The organism is Streptomyces sp. NPDC004266, assembly GCF_042874095.1.
In the GTDB taxonomy this organism is placed as follows: Bacteria; Actinomycetota; Actinomycetes; order Streptomycetales; family Streptomycetaceae; genus Streptomyces.
On sequence record NZ_JBIAMM010000007.1, the window covers coordinates 134,833 to 148,113 of the forward strand.

The window sequence follows — 13,281 nt, forward strand, 5'->3', positions numbered from 1 at the left end:
CCCCGCTCTCGCCGTCCGCACCGCCCGAACGGGGGTCCTTCCGCGCGCGGCTCAAGGGGTCGTGCGGACGGGGAAGCTGAAGGTGTGTCCGTTCTCCTTGAGCCACGGCAGCACCTGCCGCAGGGCCGCGACGGTCTGGCCGCGGTCGCCGCCGCCGTCGTGGAAGAGGATCGTCGGCCCGTTCGACAGCTCGTTCTTGACGGTGTTGACGATCGAGGCCGTGCCCGGCTGCTCGAAGTCCTTCGTGTCCACGTTCCAGCCGAGCGGCCGCATCCCCGCGGCGGCCGCGAGCCGCCGGCTGTCCGGGGTGAAGGCTCCGCCCGGAGCCCGGTAGTACTCGACCTTCGCTCCCCCGGCCGCGTCCTCGATCATCTTCTTCGCGTCGAAGATCTGCTGCTTCTGGTACGCGACGGACTTCTTGTCCATCGTCGTGTCGTGGGACACGGTGTGGTCGCAGAGCCGGTGGCCCTCCACGACGATCCTCTTGACGATGTCGGGGTGCTGCTTCGCCATCGGACCGACCATGCAGAACACGGCCTTGACGCCGTTGTCCTCGAGGATGTCCAGCATCTGCGGCGTCCAGCGCGGGTCGGGTCCGTCGTCGATCGTGATGTTCACGGCCGAACCCCCCGCCTCGGCCGCGTGCGCGATGCTCTCGGGCACCTTCTGCGGCCGCACCCGGGCCGGCGTCCCCGGCTTCTCGGCGGGCGCCTGCGAGACCGGCCCGTTCCCCATGTTCGCGGCGGCCTCGTTGTCCATCAGCGCCGTCGCGCCCCACACCGCCAGGCTCAGCCCCACCGCCGAAGCCACCACGGCTATGTGCGCGGTGTACTTGCCCTGCCCCATGGATTCCCCCACTCCCCGTGTTCCGTTCATCTCCCTGGTGAGAGGACGGTACGAGGAGCCGCAAGGTTTCACCGAATCCCGACCAACTGACGGGACGCGCGGACGGCCGGACCGCGCGGGGGCGCTGACCGCCGCTCAGCTCGCGGCGAGCGGAAGGTGGTAGAGCGCGAACGCCCGGCCGATGACGGGCTGGGCCACGTTGCGCACGCGTACCCCGCCGGCCGTCATGCCGTGTTCGGTGCCGAGATGGGCGTGGCCGTGCACGGCGAGGTCGGCGCCGGCCTCGTCGATGGCCTCGGCGAGGAGGTAACTGCCCAGGAAGGGATAGATCTCGACCGGTTCGCCGGCGAGCGTGTCGGGGACGGGCGCGAAGTGGGTGAGGGCGATCCTGGCCGCGCAGCCGTCGGCCGACATGTCGGCCAGCGCCCGGTAGAGGCCCTCGGCGCTCCGGCGGGCGGTGCGGACGAAGTCCTTCATCTCCCGCTCGCCGAACTCCCCCGCGCTGCGGCCCGCGAAGCCCCCGCAGAAGCCCTTCGCCCCGGCGACGCCGACCTTGCGGCCCGCCACGGGCAGGACCACCCGGTCCCCCTCCAGGACCGTGACGCCGGCCTCGGTGAGGACGCGGGTGACGTCGGCCTCCCGCTCCGAGTGATAGTCGTGGTTGCCGAGCACCGCGACCACGGGGACGCCGAGGTCGCGCACCTCCTCCGCGACCACCTCCGCCTCCGGGACGGTGCCGTGCCGGGTGAGGTCGCCGGCGAGGAGGAGCAGGTCCGCGCAGAGCGGCAGGGTCTCGAAGGAGGGGCGCAGCAGGCCCCGGCAGTCCGGGCTCAGGTGGATGTCGCCCACGGCGGCCACCCGGACGACGGCTCCGTCCCGCTCGGCGCCGGGGGTCACGACAGTTCCTCGGGACGGTCGGGAGGGTCGACGCGGGCGACCAGGAGGTCCGCGTGGACGGGGATGCCGGCCAGTTCGGTGCCGGCGAGGCGGAGGATCTCGTCGCGGCGGTCGGCCGTGGGGAGGGTGCCGGTCAGGAGGATGCTCGCGCCGCGCACCTCGACGCGGACGCCGAGTTCGGCCACGTCCTCGCGCGCGAGGCGCTCCCTGAACCGGGCGATCCGGTACTCGCTCTCGCCGCCGTTCACCGTCGTCCTCCGTCCCCGGTCCGTGCCAGCGCCTTGCGCCGCAGCCGGTAGGGGGTGACGTACCAGCAGAGAGCGAACCACAGCATCACGGCGCCGACGACGGTCCCGGCGGCCAGCGCGCCGCCGAGGACCACGTTCAGGATGAGCATCAGGGTGCAGGCGACGGTCAGGGCGAGGAGGACCATGCCGCAGACCATGAGCCGCCCGGCGGCGATCACGACCTCCTCCTTCAGCCGCAGCCCGGAGAGACAGCGGTGGAGGGAGACCGGGGCGATCAGGGCGGCGGTCGAGGAGGCGGCGAGGATGATGGTCACGACGTACAGTCCGCGGTCGAAACCGCCCAGTTCACGGAAGCGGGCCGTGAAGGCGAGGCTGAGCAGGAAGCCGAACAGGATCTGCACGCCGGTCTGGGCGACCCGCGTCTCCTGGAGGACCTCCTGCCACCGTCTGTTGACCCGCTCCCGGGCGCCTTCCGGCCGTCCGTCGACCCGCTCCCCGGGGCCTTCCGGCTGACGTGACACCTGCGGCCGGCGCGCCGTCTCCTCCTCCACGATGCGCCACTCGGCCTCCGTCAGGCGTCTCGTCGCGGTCATGACGTCCTCCTCGGCTCGGCACGCCCGCCCCGTTCTGCGAGGTGCGGTGCCCGGAGCTCGACCGCGCAAACCTTCCGGTCAGACCGGCGGGAGGGCGATCCGGAAGCCGCTGCGCGGCGCGGTGGGGATCCGCCGCAGGGGAATCCGCAGGTCCTGCGGGGGCACCGTCCACTCCTGCCGGGCCAGGGCGCCCGACAGGGCCGCGAGGACGGCGACGGTGACGTCCTCTCCGGGGCAGCGATGGCCGGTACGGGCGTCGCCGCCGCCCTGCGGGATCAGGGCGTCCGGGTCCGGGGGCCCGGAGAGGAAGCGCTCGGGGTCGAACCGGTACGGGTCCGGCCAGAGGGCCGGGTCGTGGTTCTGGCCGTACACGTCGAGCAGGACCAGCGCGCCCTCCGGGATCCGCTCCCCGCGCCACTCCAGGTCGCGGGCGCCGAGGCCGCCGACGAACGGCACGAAGGGGTAGAAGCGGCGGACCTCGTGGGCGAAGGCCGTCGCGTAGGCGCCGGAGCCGTCCTCGCGCAGGCGCTCCCGGACCTTGGGCCACCGGTGCAGCGCGTGTCCGGCGAACGCCACGAACCAGGCGATGGCGATCGTCGGGCGGGCGACGTTCAGGAGCTCCACGGCGGCCGTGTGGAGGTCGAGCGGTGCCCCGTCGGCCCCGCGGTGCCGGACGAACGCCCCGAACGGCGTGTCCTCGGCGGACACCGCCGCCGCCCGCGCCCTCCCGACGGCGCCCGCGAGGACCTCCTCCTGGCGGGCGCGGGCGCGGCGGGCCCGCAGATGGCGCGGGCCCGGGGCGGCGAAGCCGTCGACCATGGCGACGCAGTCCCGCGCCAGGCCGCGGACCCGTGTGTCGTCGTACGGCAGCCCGGCCCAGTCGCGGACGGCCCGCGCGAGCACCAGCGCCGCCTCGTCGAAGAGGACGACCTCGCGCCGGCCGGGGGCGGCGAACGCCGCCCGCCAGGCGGCCCCGGCGTGCTCGACGAGGGAGGCGACGGCCGCCGGATCGGTCAGCCGGGCGACGAAGAGCGCCTTGCGGGCACGGTGGTCGGCGCCGTCCAGGGTGTGGACGGCGCCCCGGCCGAAGAGCGTGTCGAGCACCGGTCCCGGCAGGGCGCCGGTGCGGCGCACGTGGTTCTCGTCGTAGAAGAAGCGCACCGCCTCGGGCCCGTGCAGGGCGACGGCGGTCCGGCCGAGCAGCCGGGTCCGGACGGCCCCGCCGTCCCCCGCCCGGCGGCGCGCGTCGGGCAGCCAGGCGTACCCCTGGAGCAGCAGGGCGGCGGTGCGGTCCTCCGTCAGGCCCTCGATCAGTCGGATCATGCCCCCTCCGGTACCCCCCTCGGAGGGGAGGCACGCGCGCGTACGGCCGAGTGGCGGCACGCGCGCGTGCGCGGGCCTCTGGGGTCGGCGGACTCCTCGTGCCCGGCAGGCCCCGACCGCGCCGGCGTGCGCGCGCGAGGCACCCGGGGCCGTACGGCGGCACAGTGGAGGGATGCGGCTCAGAACGAGCGATCCGGACCGACCGGGCTGGCGGCGGGTCCGCCACGGCCGGGGTTTCCGCTACCTGGACGCCGACGGCGCGCCCCTGGACCCGGAGGACCGGGCTCGGGTCGTCGCGCTCGTCATCCCCCCGGCGTGGCGGGAGGTCTGGATCTGCCCCTGGTCCCACGGGCACATCCAGGCCGTCGGCACGGACGCGGCGGGCCGCCGGCAGTACCTGTACCACCGGGAGTTCCGGCGCCGGCAGGAGGAGGCGAAGCACGCGCACGTGCGCGTGGTCGCCCGCAGCCTCCCCCGGCTGCGCCGGGCCGTCGCACGCGATCTGGAGCGGCGCGGTCTGTGCCGGGACCGGGTGCTGGCCTGCGCCGTGCGCCTCCTCGACCTCGGCTTCTTCCGGATCGGCGGCGAGCGGTACCGGCGGGACAACTCCTCGTACGGACTCACGACCCTGCTCCGCGAGCACGCGCGCTGCGCCCGCGGGGAGGTCCGCCTCGGCTATCCGGCCAAGTCGGGCCGGCGGCAGACCCGGGCCCTCGTGGACGAGCCGGCGTACGAGGTCGTGCACGCGCTGCTGCGGCGGCGGGGCGGGGGCGACCGGCTGTTCGTGTACTGGGAGGGGCGGGCGTGGCACGAGGTCCACGCGGAGGACCTCAACGCCTATCTGCGGAAGCACTCCGGGAGCGACATCACCGCCAAGGACTTCCGGACCTGGCACGCCACGGTCCTCGCCGCCGTCGCGCTCGCCGTCTCGGCGCCGGTGGCGGACGGCTCGCGCGCGGCGCGGGCGAAGGCGGAGCGGCGGGCGGTCCGGGAGGTCAGCGGCTATCTCGGCAACACGCCGGCGGTCTGCCGCGCGTCGTACATCGATCCGCTCGTCGTCGAGCGCTTCGAGGAGGGCGTCACCATCGCCCCGGCCCTGGGACGGCTGGGCGAGGACGGCGGCTTCGGACACCCGGCCACGCGGGGCGCGGTGGAACGGGCGGTCCTGCGCCTGGTCGACTGACGACACCCCGCCAGCGGGGGCGTGCGGGGGCGGAGCTCGGCGGGTCCGGCGGGGCGGCGCCTGACGGGGCGTACGGGCGGAGCTCGCCGGGTCCGGCAGGGCGGCGCCGCCTCCGCATCTGTCGGCGGGGGCGGCGCCGCCCTCCGTGCCGGGCGGGTCAGGTGCTCCAGCGCAGGACCGCGCCGAGGCCGCCGGCCGGGCCCGGGGCCTCCTCGGGGACCATGAGGACCTCGGAGTCCGCGGCGACGCAGGCGCGCAGCAGCGCGTCGTCGGCGCGTGCCTCCTTCGGCCGGCCGATCCCCCAGTTCTTGGCCTCCGTACGGCCCAGGGCGATGTCGTACGGGCCGGGGCCGACCCAGATCAGGCGGCCCGCGTCGGCGGCGTCGAGCCCGAGCAGCAGGGTGGCGACCCGGTGCTCGCGGACGGCCTCCAGCACCGCCGGAACGCCTTCGGCGGCCGGACCGGGAGCGCCGTCCACGGTCCCCGCCCGGTGCTCGCCGGGACGTCCTCGTGCCCTGCGGAAGTCGTCGAGGGTGCTGCGGATCCGCTCCCGTGCGTACCGTGACCGCGCGTCCTCGATCTCGCGGTCGAGGGACGCGGTGGACGCGCCGGGCGCCCGGCTGCCGTGCTCGACCTCGACTGTGTGGCTCCGGAGCCGCGGGGGGAGCCGGTCCCGCACCGCCTTGCGCTCGCGGGCGTCCCCGGCCAGGACCAGCAGGGCGTCGTGCTGCGGACAGCGCCGTACGAGCTCGGCGGCGATGAGGTCGGCCGTCTCCTCCCAGGCGTTCTCGACCTTGTTGTGGTAGTGCCATTCGTACCGGTCGGCGGGGAGGCCGCGGTGGCCCCGGCCCTGCCACGTCTTCCCCTCCGCGTGGCCCACGTCCTGCACGCCGAAGGGGCTGCGCAGTTCGAGGTCGGCGCCGGTGCGGTCGATGAGGGCCACCTGACAGGCCGGTTCGTCGCTCCGCAGGTGCAGGAGCGGGGCGATGTGGGGGAGGTTCGTCCACGTCGCCTCGACGTCGGGCGGCGCCGTCGTCAGGGGGAGGTCGAGCACGATCTCCCCGGCCGTGGCGAAGAGGGCGCGCCCGGGAGGCGCTCCGGAGGCCGGCTCGGCGCGGAGTCTTTCGGCGACCGCGCCGACGGTGAGGGGGTCCGCGCCCTCGTCGACGAGCTGCCGGGCGACGGCGCGGTCCCGCAGTCTCTGGATCTGCGCCGCGTCCTCGGTGGACCGGCTCGTCTCGACGAAGACGGAGGCCCAGGGGCCGGGGCGTTCCAGGAGCGGTTTGAGGAAGTCGAGGTCCATGGTGTCCCCCAGGGGTGGGAAGCGGCGGTCACGGGAGGCGGTCAGCTGTCGCTGCTCCGTTCCCGGCTCTGCTCGGGCTCGTCGACGGGGGGCTCCGGGTCGTGCCACTCCTCCACGCGGGTGGGGCGGCCGGACCTGACCTGGCCCTCCACTTCCTTTTTACGCTCGTCGTCGAGTCGGGGGCCGGACTTGCTGCTGCCACGGTCGGGGGTGTTCATGAGTGCCTCCAGGGGAGGGGAGGTGGGTCGTACGGGCTCCTCCGCGGCGGCTGCCCATCGCCCCGACGGGCAAACGGCGCGGCACGGGCCGGCGGGCGGCCCGGATGATCACGTCCCGTCGTCGTCCGGAAGGCGCTCGCCCTCCGCCTGGGAGGGGGTGGTCCGCCCCGGCGGGTCGGCCATGTCCCGCCGTCCCCGCCCGTGGCGGGAACGGCCGCCGCCGGGCCGCTCCGACGGCGGGTGCACCGGGTCGTCGGCGGGGTGCTCCCTCAGCTCGTCCTCGGTCAGGCGCGCGTCCACGGGCTCGTTCGTACGCTCATTCATCGACTTCCTCCTCGGTCCTCTCCGCCCCGGTCTCCACGTGGACGGCGGCCTCCTCCGCGGGTACGGCGCCGTCGGCGGCGGGCGGCCGCGCCTCGGGCACCTCCTGGGCCAGCCGTTCGTCGAGCGGCTCGCCCTCCCGCTGCTCCCGCTGGGTGGTGCCGTGCCGGTCGACGCCCTCGGGGTGTTCCGGAGGGAAGTAGCCGGGGGCGGCCGGGTCGTCGAGCGGGTCCGTGGCGAGCGCGTTCTCGGGGTCGAGTTCGCCGCTGGGGCGGTTGCCCGCGTCGGAGTGGGTGGGCTGGTACACGTCGTCGCCGCGGGCCGCCTGCGGGTCGGGCTCGTTGCGGGCCATGGACGGTTCCTTTCAGGTGGGTTGTTTTCGGAAAGATCGTGCCGGGTGGGTCGTGTCGGACAGGTCGTGCCGGGCGGTCCGGCGCGGGTTCAGCGGGCCGCGAGGACGATCGCGTACACGAGGAAGAACAGCGCGCACGCGATGACCAGCAGCCACACGACGAGGAGCGGGCCCGTCGCCCAGCCTCGCCGGGGCGGCCGGTGGGGGCCGGTGGCCGTCCCCGTACCGGACTCGGCCGGCGGCGTCTCACCCACGGGGACTCCCCCGCCGGCCTCGACCCCCGGGGTGCGGCGGGGCTCCGGGTCCGGGTTGCTCGGTCCGGTCATGGTGTTCATCTCCCTACGGCCCGCCGGCGTCCGAGGAGGCGCCGTCGGCCGGGACTGTCTTGAAGGGGCTGGTGTCGAGGTGGGCGAGGAGGTCGGCCGGGTCGGCGTAGACGGCGGCGGCGCCCGCCTCCGTGAGGTCGGCGCGGGGGATGCCGCCGCACAGCAGGCCGGCGCTCACCACCCCGGCGCGGCGGGCGGCCTTCATGTCCCAGACGCTGTCGCCGACGAAGACGGCCCGGTCGGCGGGGACGCCGACGAGCGAGAGGGCGTGTTCGATCGGGTCGGGGGCGGGTTTGCCCTCCTCGACGTCGTCGGAGGTGGCGGTGTCCGCGAGGGCCTCGTCGGCGTCGACGGCGCGGCGCAGGGCGCTCAGTTCCCGGTCCTTGGCCGAGGTCACGAGGACGACCTTCCAACCGTCGCCCGCGAGGGCGCGGAGCAGGTCGCCGGCCTTGTCGAAGGCCTGGAGCCGCTCGAAGAAGGCGGCGTAGAGGGTGTCGTGGGCGGTGCTGAGCCGGTCGTCGTCCGACGGGTCGCGGGAGCTGCCGAGCAGGTGCTCGATGAGCTGCTCGCCGGGCAGTCCGATCGCGCGGTGCACGGCGTGCGTCGGCACCTGGTGGCCGCCCTGCCGGAACGCCTCCCACCAGGCCACGACGTGCAGGTGGTTGGTGTCCACGAGGGTTCCGTCGATGTCGAAGAGCGCGGCGCGGTCCATATGGGGCTCCCTACAGGTCGCGGAGGGCGGGCAGCAGCTTCGACTCGGCCCAGCGCAGGAAGGGCAGTTGCCGGTCGCCGCCGATCTGGACGAGGGCGAGCTCGGTGAACCCGGCGTCGGCGTAGGCGCGGGCCGCCTCCACGACGGCGTCCACGTCGTCCCCGCAGGGGATGCTCTTCGCCACGTCCTCCGGGCGGGTGTGCTGGGAGGCCTGTGCGAAGCCCGCCGGCAGGGGGAGTTCGGCGTTGAGGCGCCAGCCTCCCAGCATCCAGCGGAACTGCTCGTGGGCGCGGGCGATGGCCGCGTCGCGGTCGGGGTCGTAGGAGACGGGCAGCTGTCCGAGGCGGGGCTTTCCGGCACCGCCCTGGGCGTCGAAGGCGTCGAGGAGTTCGCGTTTCGGCTCCGTGGCGACCAGCAGATCGGCGTGGCGTCCGGCGAGTTCACAGGAGCGCGGCCCGGAGACGGCGATGCCGACGGGCGGGGGCGTGGGCGGGACGTCCCAGAGCTTGGCGTCGTCGACCTGGAAGTGGCGGCCGTGGCGGGTCACGTACTCCCCGGTGAACAGGGCGCGGATGATCTCCGCCGCCTCGTCCAGCATCTCGAGGCGTACGCGCGCCGAGGGCCATCCCCTGCCGACGATGTGCTCGTTGAGGTTCTCGCCCGAGCCGAGGCCCAGCCGGAAGCGGCCCTCGGACAGGAGCTGCAGGGTGGCGGCCTTCTGCGCGATCACCGCGGGGTGGTAGCGGAAGGTCGGGCAGGTCACCAGCGTCATGAGCGGGATCTCGGAGGTCGCCTGCGCCGCCGCGCCCAGCACGCTCCACGCGTAGGGGGCGTGGCCCTGCGCGGGCAGCCACGGGAAGGAGTGGTCCGAGATCACGGAGAAATCGAATCCGGCCCGTTCCGCCTCGACCACGTGCCCGACCAGCTCACGGGGGCCTGCCTGCTCGGTCATCATCGTGTACCCGATACGCATCATGTCCGGCGACTTGCCGCGACCGCGGGGTCCGAAACGGGGCGAAACGGGAAAGGGCCGGCTCCGAGGAGCCGGCCTTCTCCGCCGCGGTGCGGGAGGGGGTCGTCAGCGCATGCCCGGCTCGTCGTCCGGCGGCAGCGACCAGGACTCGGTCTCCCGGGCCGGGCGGGTCCGTCCGGGCGTCTCCACCGGCCCGGGCGGCTCCCTCATCGCGTCGGGGCCCTTCTCGGCGGACCTCATGGAGGGGTCGGTCCCCGTCGACGGGTCCCCCATGGACCGGTCTCCCATGGAGGGGTCGGACCTCATGGGCCGGTCGGTCCCCATGGACCGGTCCGTCCCCATGGACGGGTCGGATCCCATGGGCCGACCCGCGCCCATCGACGGGTCCGTCCCCGTGGTTCCGGTGCCGGCGTCCTCGGGGCGGATCCGGCCGCGCCAGGCGCCGGTCGCGTCACCGTGTTCCTCGATGAAGCCCTTGAACCGCTTGAGGTCGCCCTTGACCCGGCGGTCGAGCACTCCCATCGCGTCGGCGGCCTTCTCCGCCATGCCCTCGGGCTCCATGTCCATCGCGAGCCGCACCCGGGTGTGCGTCTCGTCCAGCGGCTGGAAGCTGACGACGCCCATCTGCCGGACGTCGCCGCCCGTGGTGCGCCAGGCGATGCGCTGGTCCGGGAGCTGGTCGACGATCTCGGTGTCGAACTCCCGCCGGACCCCGGCGATCTTGGTCTGCCAGTGACAGTGCCGGTCGTCGGTCTGCCGGACGTCCTCGACGCCCTCCATGAAGCGCGGGAACTCCTCGAACTGGGTCCACTGGTTGTACACGTCCCGCAGCGGGACATCCACATCGATCATCTGTTCGACCTTGCTCATGCTGCGGCCTCCTTCACGTCGTCACGGCATCGCAGGACCGGGCACCGGAGCCGCCGTCAGTGGGCGGCGGCCCCGAACTCGGCGTGCTGGGTACGGAGGGCGAAGTCGGGCTCCGCCCGGGGCGGCCGGCCGAGGAAACGGCGCCGCGCCTCGGCGTGTGCCTCCCTCATCAGCGACCGGAACTCCTCGTCGCTGAGTCCTCGGCCCCGTGCCGTCCTTCCGCCCTCGGCGTTCCCTCGCATGGGGTCCGCCTCCTTCCGGCCGTACCCCCTCACTCCGCGACTGCCCGCTGTCGCGGAGCCGAATCAGCCGGACTCCGACGGCCGGCTGATCCGGCTCCGCAGGCCCGGCGACGCGCGCTCAGAGGGCGTCCGCGGCGGTACGGAGGTCGGCGACGAGCCCCGCGTACACCTCCCGCCGGTCCCGCGCGCGCAGTACGGCCGAGGGGTGCACGGTCGCCAGGACCCGGGTGCCGTCCCCGCCGTCGGGCAGCGGTCTGGGCACGCCCCTGTCGGTGCCGACCCGGAAGGAGGGTCCGAGCAGGGCCCGCCCCGCGGTGGCCCCCAGGGCCACGACCAGCTCGGGTGAGACGAGCCGGAGTTCGGCCATCAGCCAGGGCCGGCAGGCGCGGGTCTCGCGCACGCCGGGCGTCTTGTGGACGCGGCGGCCCCGGGCCTCGTCGCGGACGAACTTGAAGTGCTTGACCGCGTTGGTGACGTACAGGTCCCCTTCGTCGATCCCCGCCTCCGCCAGGGCGCGGTGGAGCAGCCGCCCGGCGGGACCCACGAAGGGGAGGCCCTCGCGGTCCTCCTGGTCGCCGGGCTGCTCGCCGACCAGCATCAGCCGCGCGTGCGGTGCGCCCCGGCCGAAGACCGTCCCGGTCGCGTCGCGGTGGAGGGGGCAGCCCCGGCACTCCGCCGCCGCCTCGCGGTGCGCCGGAAGTCCGCCGTGGCTCGGCAGATAGGGCGTGGCGTCGTACGCCTCGGGGGCGGTCCCCCGGTCGCCGGTACCGGCCATCTCGCACCTCCCGGCAGCGGATCCGTCCGGCCGGTGCCGAAGGGCGCCGCTGACGCGCGGGCGTGTGCCCGGCGGGCGCCGCACGGAAACGGCCGCGCACCGCTCCGCGCCGGAAGGACCGCGCAGCGCTCCGCGCCGAGCGCCGGAACGGCCGCGCACGGACGGCCGGCCGTGGCTGGACAGGCGGCCCCGGGTGGGACGGCGGCATGCTGGAGCCCGGGGCGGGTAGTCGCGCGCCGAGGCGAGGAGGAGCCCGCGATGGAGATCCTGACGATGGGTGTCGAGGAAGAGTTCGTACTGGTCGACCGGGCGACACGGGCCCCGGTCAACCGGGCGCCGGAGGTCATCCGGCGGGCGAGCCGCGCCCTCGGCGAGCAGGTGCAGACCGAGTTCTTCAACGCGCAGATCGAGATCTGCACGCGGGCGACGGCGAGCCGCCGGGACCTGCGTGAGGAGCTCTCCTGGCTGCGCGCGACGGTGGGCGCGGCCGCGCGGGACGAGCGCTGCATGCCGGTCGCCTGCGGCACTCCCGTGCTGCCGCCCGAGGAGCCGCTGACGGTGACCGACACCGAGCGGTACCGGCTGATGGCCCGCCGTTTCGCCTCGCTGGTCACCCGCGCGGACGGCGTCGCGCGCGACGACGGGCTCGTCTGCGGCTGCCACGTCCACATCGGGACCCTCGACCGCGAGCGCGCCCTCGCGCTCGCCCAGCACATGCGGCCGTGGCTGCCCGTGCTCCAGGCGCTGGCGGGAAACTCCCCCTACGCCGGCCGGCACGACACCGGCTACCAGAGCTGGCGCGCCGTGGAGCACGCCAGGTGGCCCACCGTCGGCCCGACGCCGGTCCTCGACGAACCCCAGTACCTCGCCCACGTCGCCCGCCTGGTCAGCGACGGCACGGTCCTCGACAACCGCATGGTGTACTGGCACGCCCGCCCCTCGGAGCACGTGCCGACCCTGGAGATCCGGGTCGCCGACGCCAACGCGGAGCTCGACACGGTGGTGCTGCTCGCGATCCTGGTCCGCGGTCTCGCCGCCACCCTGCTGCCCCGCGTCGACTCCGGCGTCCCCGCGCCCGTGGTCCCCGTCCCGACCCTCCTCAGGGCCCACCGGCTCGCCGCCTCCCAGGGCATCACGGGCACCGGCATCGATCCGGTCGACGGCCGGGAGCGGTCCGCCGCGAGGCTCCTCGACGCGCTGGTCGCCCTCGCCCGACCGGGCCTCGACGCCACCGGCGACACCGACTGGGTGGACGAGCAGTGGGAGCGGATCCGCATGGACGGCGGCGGCGCCGCCCGCCAGCGCGACGTCTTCCGACGGCACGGCCGGTTCAGCGCGGTGGTCGACGCGCTGGCCGCGGCCACGGTGAGGGGCTGATCCCATGGGTTCTCCCGTCTCCGTACGCCGCTCCGTGCCCGCCGGGGAACAGCCGGCCGGTCTCCGGGTGTGCCGGCTCCCCGGCGTGTACGCGCCCCAGGCGGACACCGGGCTCCTGGTGGAACAGGTGCGGCGCGAGAAGCTGCGGCCCGGGGTCCGCTCGCTCGACCTGTGCACGGGCACGGGCATCGTCGCGGTCGCCGCCGCCCTGCGGGGCGCGCGGGCCACCGCCGTCGACATCTCGCGCGCCGCGATCGCGTCCTCCCGGCTCAACGCGCTGCTGCACGGCTGCCGGATCCGGGCGCTGCGCGGCGACCTGGACGGGCCGGTGGGGCGGGAGCGCTTCGACCTCGTCACCGTGAACCCGCCGTACGTGCCGAGCGAGGACCCGCGGCCGCCCGCGCGCGGGGCCCGCCGGAGCTGGGACGCCGGGTCCGACGGCCGGCTGCTCCTCGACCGGGTCTGCGTGCGGGCGCCCCGCCTCCTGACGCCTTCCGGAGTGCTGCTGCTCGTCCAGTCCTCGCTCTCCGGGGTCGCGCCCACGCTCGACGCACTCGGGCGCGCCGGGCTGCGGGCCCGTGTCGTCGAGCGGCGCACCGAGCCGTTCGGTCCGGTGATGTCGGGCCGCGCCGACTGGTTCGCGGCCCGGGGCCTGGTCCCGCCCGGGACGCGTACGGAGCAGCTCGTCGTGATCCGCGCCTGCCGGGCGTGATCCGGGGCCG

General features: G+C 75.1%; 17 protein-coding genes and 1 pseudogene. 3 read left to right on the forward strand and 15 right to left on the reverse strand.

From position 1 onward, the window contains the following. Positions 1 to 51 precede the first annotated feature (51 nt). The 5 genes from ACFYUZ_RS18715 to ACFYUZ_RS18735 all read right to left on the reverse strand — a co-directional run bounded on the left by ACFYUZ_RS18715 (position 52) and on the right by ACFYUZ_RS18735 (position 3,907). Complete coding sequence (locus tag ACFYUZ_RS18715; RefSeq protein WP_389310527.1) at positions 52 to 846, reverse strand: polysaccharide deacetylase family protein; 795 nt, start codon at positions 844 to 846, stop codon at positions 52 to 54. Between the two features lie 135 nt (positions 847 to 981). Next, positions 982 to 1,743: a metallophosphoesterase gene (locus ACFYUZ_RS18720; protein ID WP_389310529.1), complete on the reverse strand. Its 762-nt coding sequence runs from the start codon at positions 1,741 to 1,743 to the stop codon at positions 982 to 984. Further along, positions 1,740 to 1,991, reverse strand: a complete 252-nt coding sequence (locus ACFYUZ_RS18725) for a hypothetical protein (protein ID WP_389310531.1) — start codon at positions 1,989 to 1,991, stop codon at positions 1,740 to 1,742. Before ACFYUZ_RS18725 ends, ACFYUZ_RS18720 begins: the two co-directional genes overlap by 4 nt. Then, positions 1,988 to 2,584, reverse strand: a complete 597-nt coding sequence (locus tag ACFYUZ_RS18730) for a DUF6328 family protein (protein WP_389310533.1) — start codon at positions 2,582 to 2,584, stop codon at positions 1,988 to 1,990. Before ACFYUZ_RS18730 ends, ACFYUZ_RS18725 begins: the two co-directional genes overlap by 4 nt. Before the next feature lie 78 nt (positions 2,585 to 2,662). After that, entirely contained in the window at positions 2,663 to 3,907 is a 1,245-nt protein-coding gene (locus tag ACFYUZ_RS18735; RefSeq protein WP_389310535.1) for a cytochrome P450, read from the reverse strand. Between the two features lie 172 nt (positions 3,908 to 4,079). Here ACFYUZ_RS18735 and ACFYUZ_RS18740 point away from each other — a divergent pair, with 172 nt between their 5' ends. Continuing rightward, positions 4,080 to 5,090, forward strand: coding sequence for a DNA topoisomerase IB (locus ACFYUZ_RS18740; RefSeq protein WP_389310537.1), 1,011 nt, complete (start codon positions 4,080 to 4,082; stop codon positions 5,088 to 5,090). Positions 5,091 to 5,247: 157 nt separating this feature from the next. On the opposite strand, the gene ACFYUZ_RS18745 is transcribed toward ACFYUZ_RS18740, so the two are convergent. From ACFYUZ_RS18745 to ACFYUZ_RS18790, 10 genes and pseudogenes are all read right to left on the reverse strand, one after another. Further along, on the reverse strand, positions 5,248 to 6,393 hold the full coding sequence (locus tag ACFYUZ_RS18745; protein ID WP_389310539.1) for a hypothetical protein: 1,146 nt from the start codon (positions 6,391 to 6,393) through the stop codon (positions 5,248 to 5,250). A 41-nt stretch (positions 6,394 to 6,434) separates the two neighbouring features. Next, positions 6,435 to 6,611, reverse strand: coding sequence for a hypothetical protein (locus ACFYUZ_RS18750; protein ID WP_389310541.1), 177 nt, complete (start codon positions 6,609 to 6,611; stop codon positions 6,435 to 6,437). Between the two features lie 108 nt (positions 6,612 to 6,719). Next, entirely contained in the window at positions 6,720 to 6,935 is a 216-nt protein-coding gene (locus ACFYUZ_RS18755; RefSeq protein WP_389310543.1) for a hypothetical protein, read from the reverse strand. Next, on the reverse strand, positions 6,928 to 7,284 hold the full coding sequence (locus ACFYUZ_RS18760; RefSeq protein WP_389310545.1) for a hypothetical protein: 357 nt from the start codon (positions 7,282 to 7,284) through the stop codon (positions 6,928 to 6,930). The genes ACFYUZ_RS18755 and ACFYUZ_RS18760 overlap by 8 nt, the downstream gene beginning before the upstream one ends. Positions 7,285 to 7,373: 89 nt before the next feature. Continuing rightward, the gene (locus ACFYUZ_RS18765) at positions 7,374 to 7,610 is read right to left on the reverse strand and encodes a DUF6480 family protein (RefSeq protein WP_389310547.1); all 237 of its coding nucleotides are present in this window, start codon (positions 7,608 to 7,610) and stop codon (positions 7,374 to 7,376) included. 13 nt (positions 7,611 to 7,623) lie between these two features. Continuing rightward, positions 7,624 to 8,322, reverse strand: coding sequence for an HAD family hydrolase (locus tag ACFYUZ_RS18770; RefSeq protein WP_389310549.1), 699 nt, complete (start codon positions 8,320 to 8,322; stop codon positions 7,624 to 7,626). 10 nt (positions 8,323 to 8,332) lie between these two features. Continuing rightward, positions 8,333 to 9,298 (reverse strand): LLM class F420-dependent oxidoreductase, encoded by a 966-nt coding sequence (locus tag ACFYUZ_RS18775; protein ID WP_389310551.1) that lies wholly within the window; start codon positions 9,296 to 9,298, stop codon positions 8,333 to 8,335. 408 nt (positions 9,299 to 9,706) lie between these two features. Then, positions 9,707 to 10,165, reverse strand: a pseudogene (locus ACFYUZ_RS18780) (SRPBCC family protein); the annotation flags it as partial. A gap of 56 nt (positions 10,166 to 10,221) precedes the next feature. Then, the gene (locus ACFYUZ_RS18785) at positions 10,222 to 10,407 is read right to left on the reverse strand and encodes a hypothetical protein (RefSeq protein ID WP_389310553.1); all 186 of its coding nucleotides are present in this window, start codon (positions 10,405 to 10,407) and stop codon (positions 10,222 to 10,224) included. A 118-nt stretch (positions 10,408 to 10,525) separates the two neighbouring features. Next, on the reverse strand, positions 10,526 to 11,182 hold the full coding sequence (locus ACFYUZ_RS18790) for a UdgX family uracil-DNA binding protein (RefSeq protein ID WP_389310555.1): 657 nt from the start codon (positions 11,180 to 11,182) through the stop codon (positions 10,526 to 10,528). A 258-nt stretch (positions 11,183 to 11,440) separates the two neighbouring features. Here ACFYUZ_RS18790 and ACFYUZ_RS18795 point away from each other — a divergent pair, with 258 nt between their 5' ends. Together ACFYUZ_RS18795 and ACFYUZ_RS18800 are read left to right on the forward strand one after the other, a co-directional pair. Beyond that, on the forward strand, positions 11,441 to 12,559 hold the full coding sequence (locus tag ACFYUZ_RS18795) for a glutamate--cysteine ligase (RefSeq protein WP_389310557.1): 1,119 nt from the start codon (positions 11,441 to 11,443) through the stop codon (positions 12,557 to 12,559). Positions 12,560 to 12,563: 4 nt separating this feature from the next. Beyond that, positions 12,564 to 13,271, forward strand: a complete 708-nt coding sequence (locus ACFYUZ_RS18800) for a HemK2/MTQ2 family protein methyltransferase (RefSeq protein ID WP_389310559.1) — start codon at positions 12,564 to 12,566, stop codon at positions 13,269 to 13,271. Positions 13,272 to 13,281 lie beyond the last annotated feature (10 nt).

Coding starts and splice junctions, on each gene's coding strand:
- ACFYUZ_RS18715 (WP_389310527.1), bottom strand. CDS start 846: ATGGGGCAGGGCAAGTACACCGCGCACATAGCCGTGGTGGCTTCGGCG.
- ACFYUZ_RS18730 (WP_389310533.1), bottom strand. CDS start 2,584: ATGACCGCGACGAGACGCCTGACGGAGGCCGAGTGGCGCATCGTGGAG.
- ACFYUZ_RS18735 (WP_389310535.1), bottom strand. CDS start 3,907: ATGATCCGACTGATCGAGGGCCTGACGGAGGACCGCACCGCCGCCCTG.
- ACFYUZ_RS18740 (WP_389310537.1), top strand. CDS start 4,080: ATGCGGCTCAGAACGAGCGATCCGGACCGACCGGGCTGGCGGCGGGTC.
- ACFYUZ_RS18745 (WP_389310539.1), bottom strand. CDS start 6,393: ATGGACCTCGACTTCCTCAAACCGCTCCTGGAACGCCCCGGCCCCTGG.
- ACFYUZ_RS18750 (WP_389310541.1), bottom strand. CDS start 6,611: ATGAACACCCCCGACCGTGGCAGCAGCAAGTCCGGCCCCCGACTCGAC.
- ACFYUZ_RS18755 (WP_389310543.1), bottom strand. CDS start 6,935: ATGAATGAGCGTACGAACGAGCCCGTGGACGCGCGCCTGACCGAGGAC.
- ACFYUZ_RS18760 (WP_389310545.1), bottom strand. CDS start 7,284: ATGGCCCGCAACGAGCCCGACCCGCAGGCGGCCCGCGGCGACGACGTG.
- ACFYUZ_RS18765 (WP_389310547.1), bottom strand. CDS start 7,610: ATGACCGGACCGAGCAACCCGGACCCGGAGCCCCGCCGCACCCCGGGG.
- ACFYUZ_RS18770 (WP_389310549.1), bottom strand. CDS start 8,322: ATGGACCGCGCCGCGCTCTTCGACATCGACGGAACCCTCGTGGACACC.
- ACFYUZ_RS18775 (WP_389310551.1), bottom strand. CDS start 9,298: ATGATGCGTATCGGGTACACGATGATGACCGAGCAGGCAGGCCCCCGT.
- ACFYUZ_RS18785 (WP_389310553.1), bottom strand. CDS start 10,407: ATGCGAGGGAACGCCGAGGGCGGAAGGACGGCACGGGGCCGAGGACTC.
- ACFYUZ_RS18790 (WP_389310555.1), bottom strand. CDS start 11,182: ATGGCCGGTACCGGCGACCGGGGGACCGCCCCCGAGGCGTACGACGCC.
- ACFYUZ_RS18795 (WP_389310557.1), top strand. CDS start 11,441: ATGGAGATCCTGACGATGGGTGTCGAGGAAGAGTTCGTACTGGTCGAC.
- ACFYUZ_RS18800 (WP_389310559.1), top strand. CDS start 12,564: ATGGGTTCTCCCGTCTCCGTACGCCGCTCCGTGCCCGCCGGGGAACAG.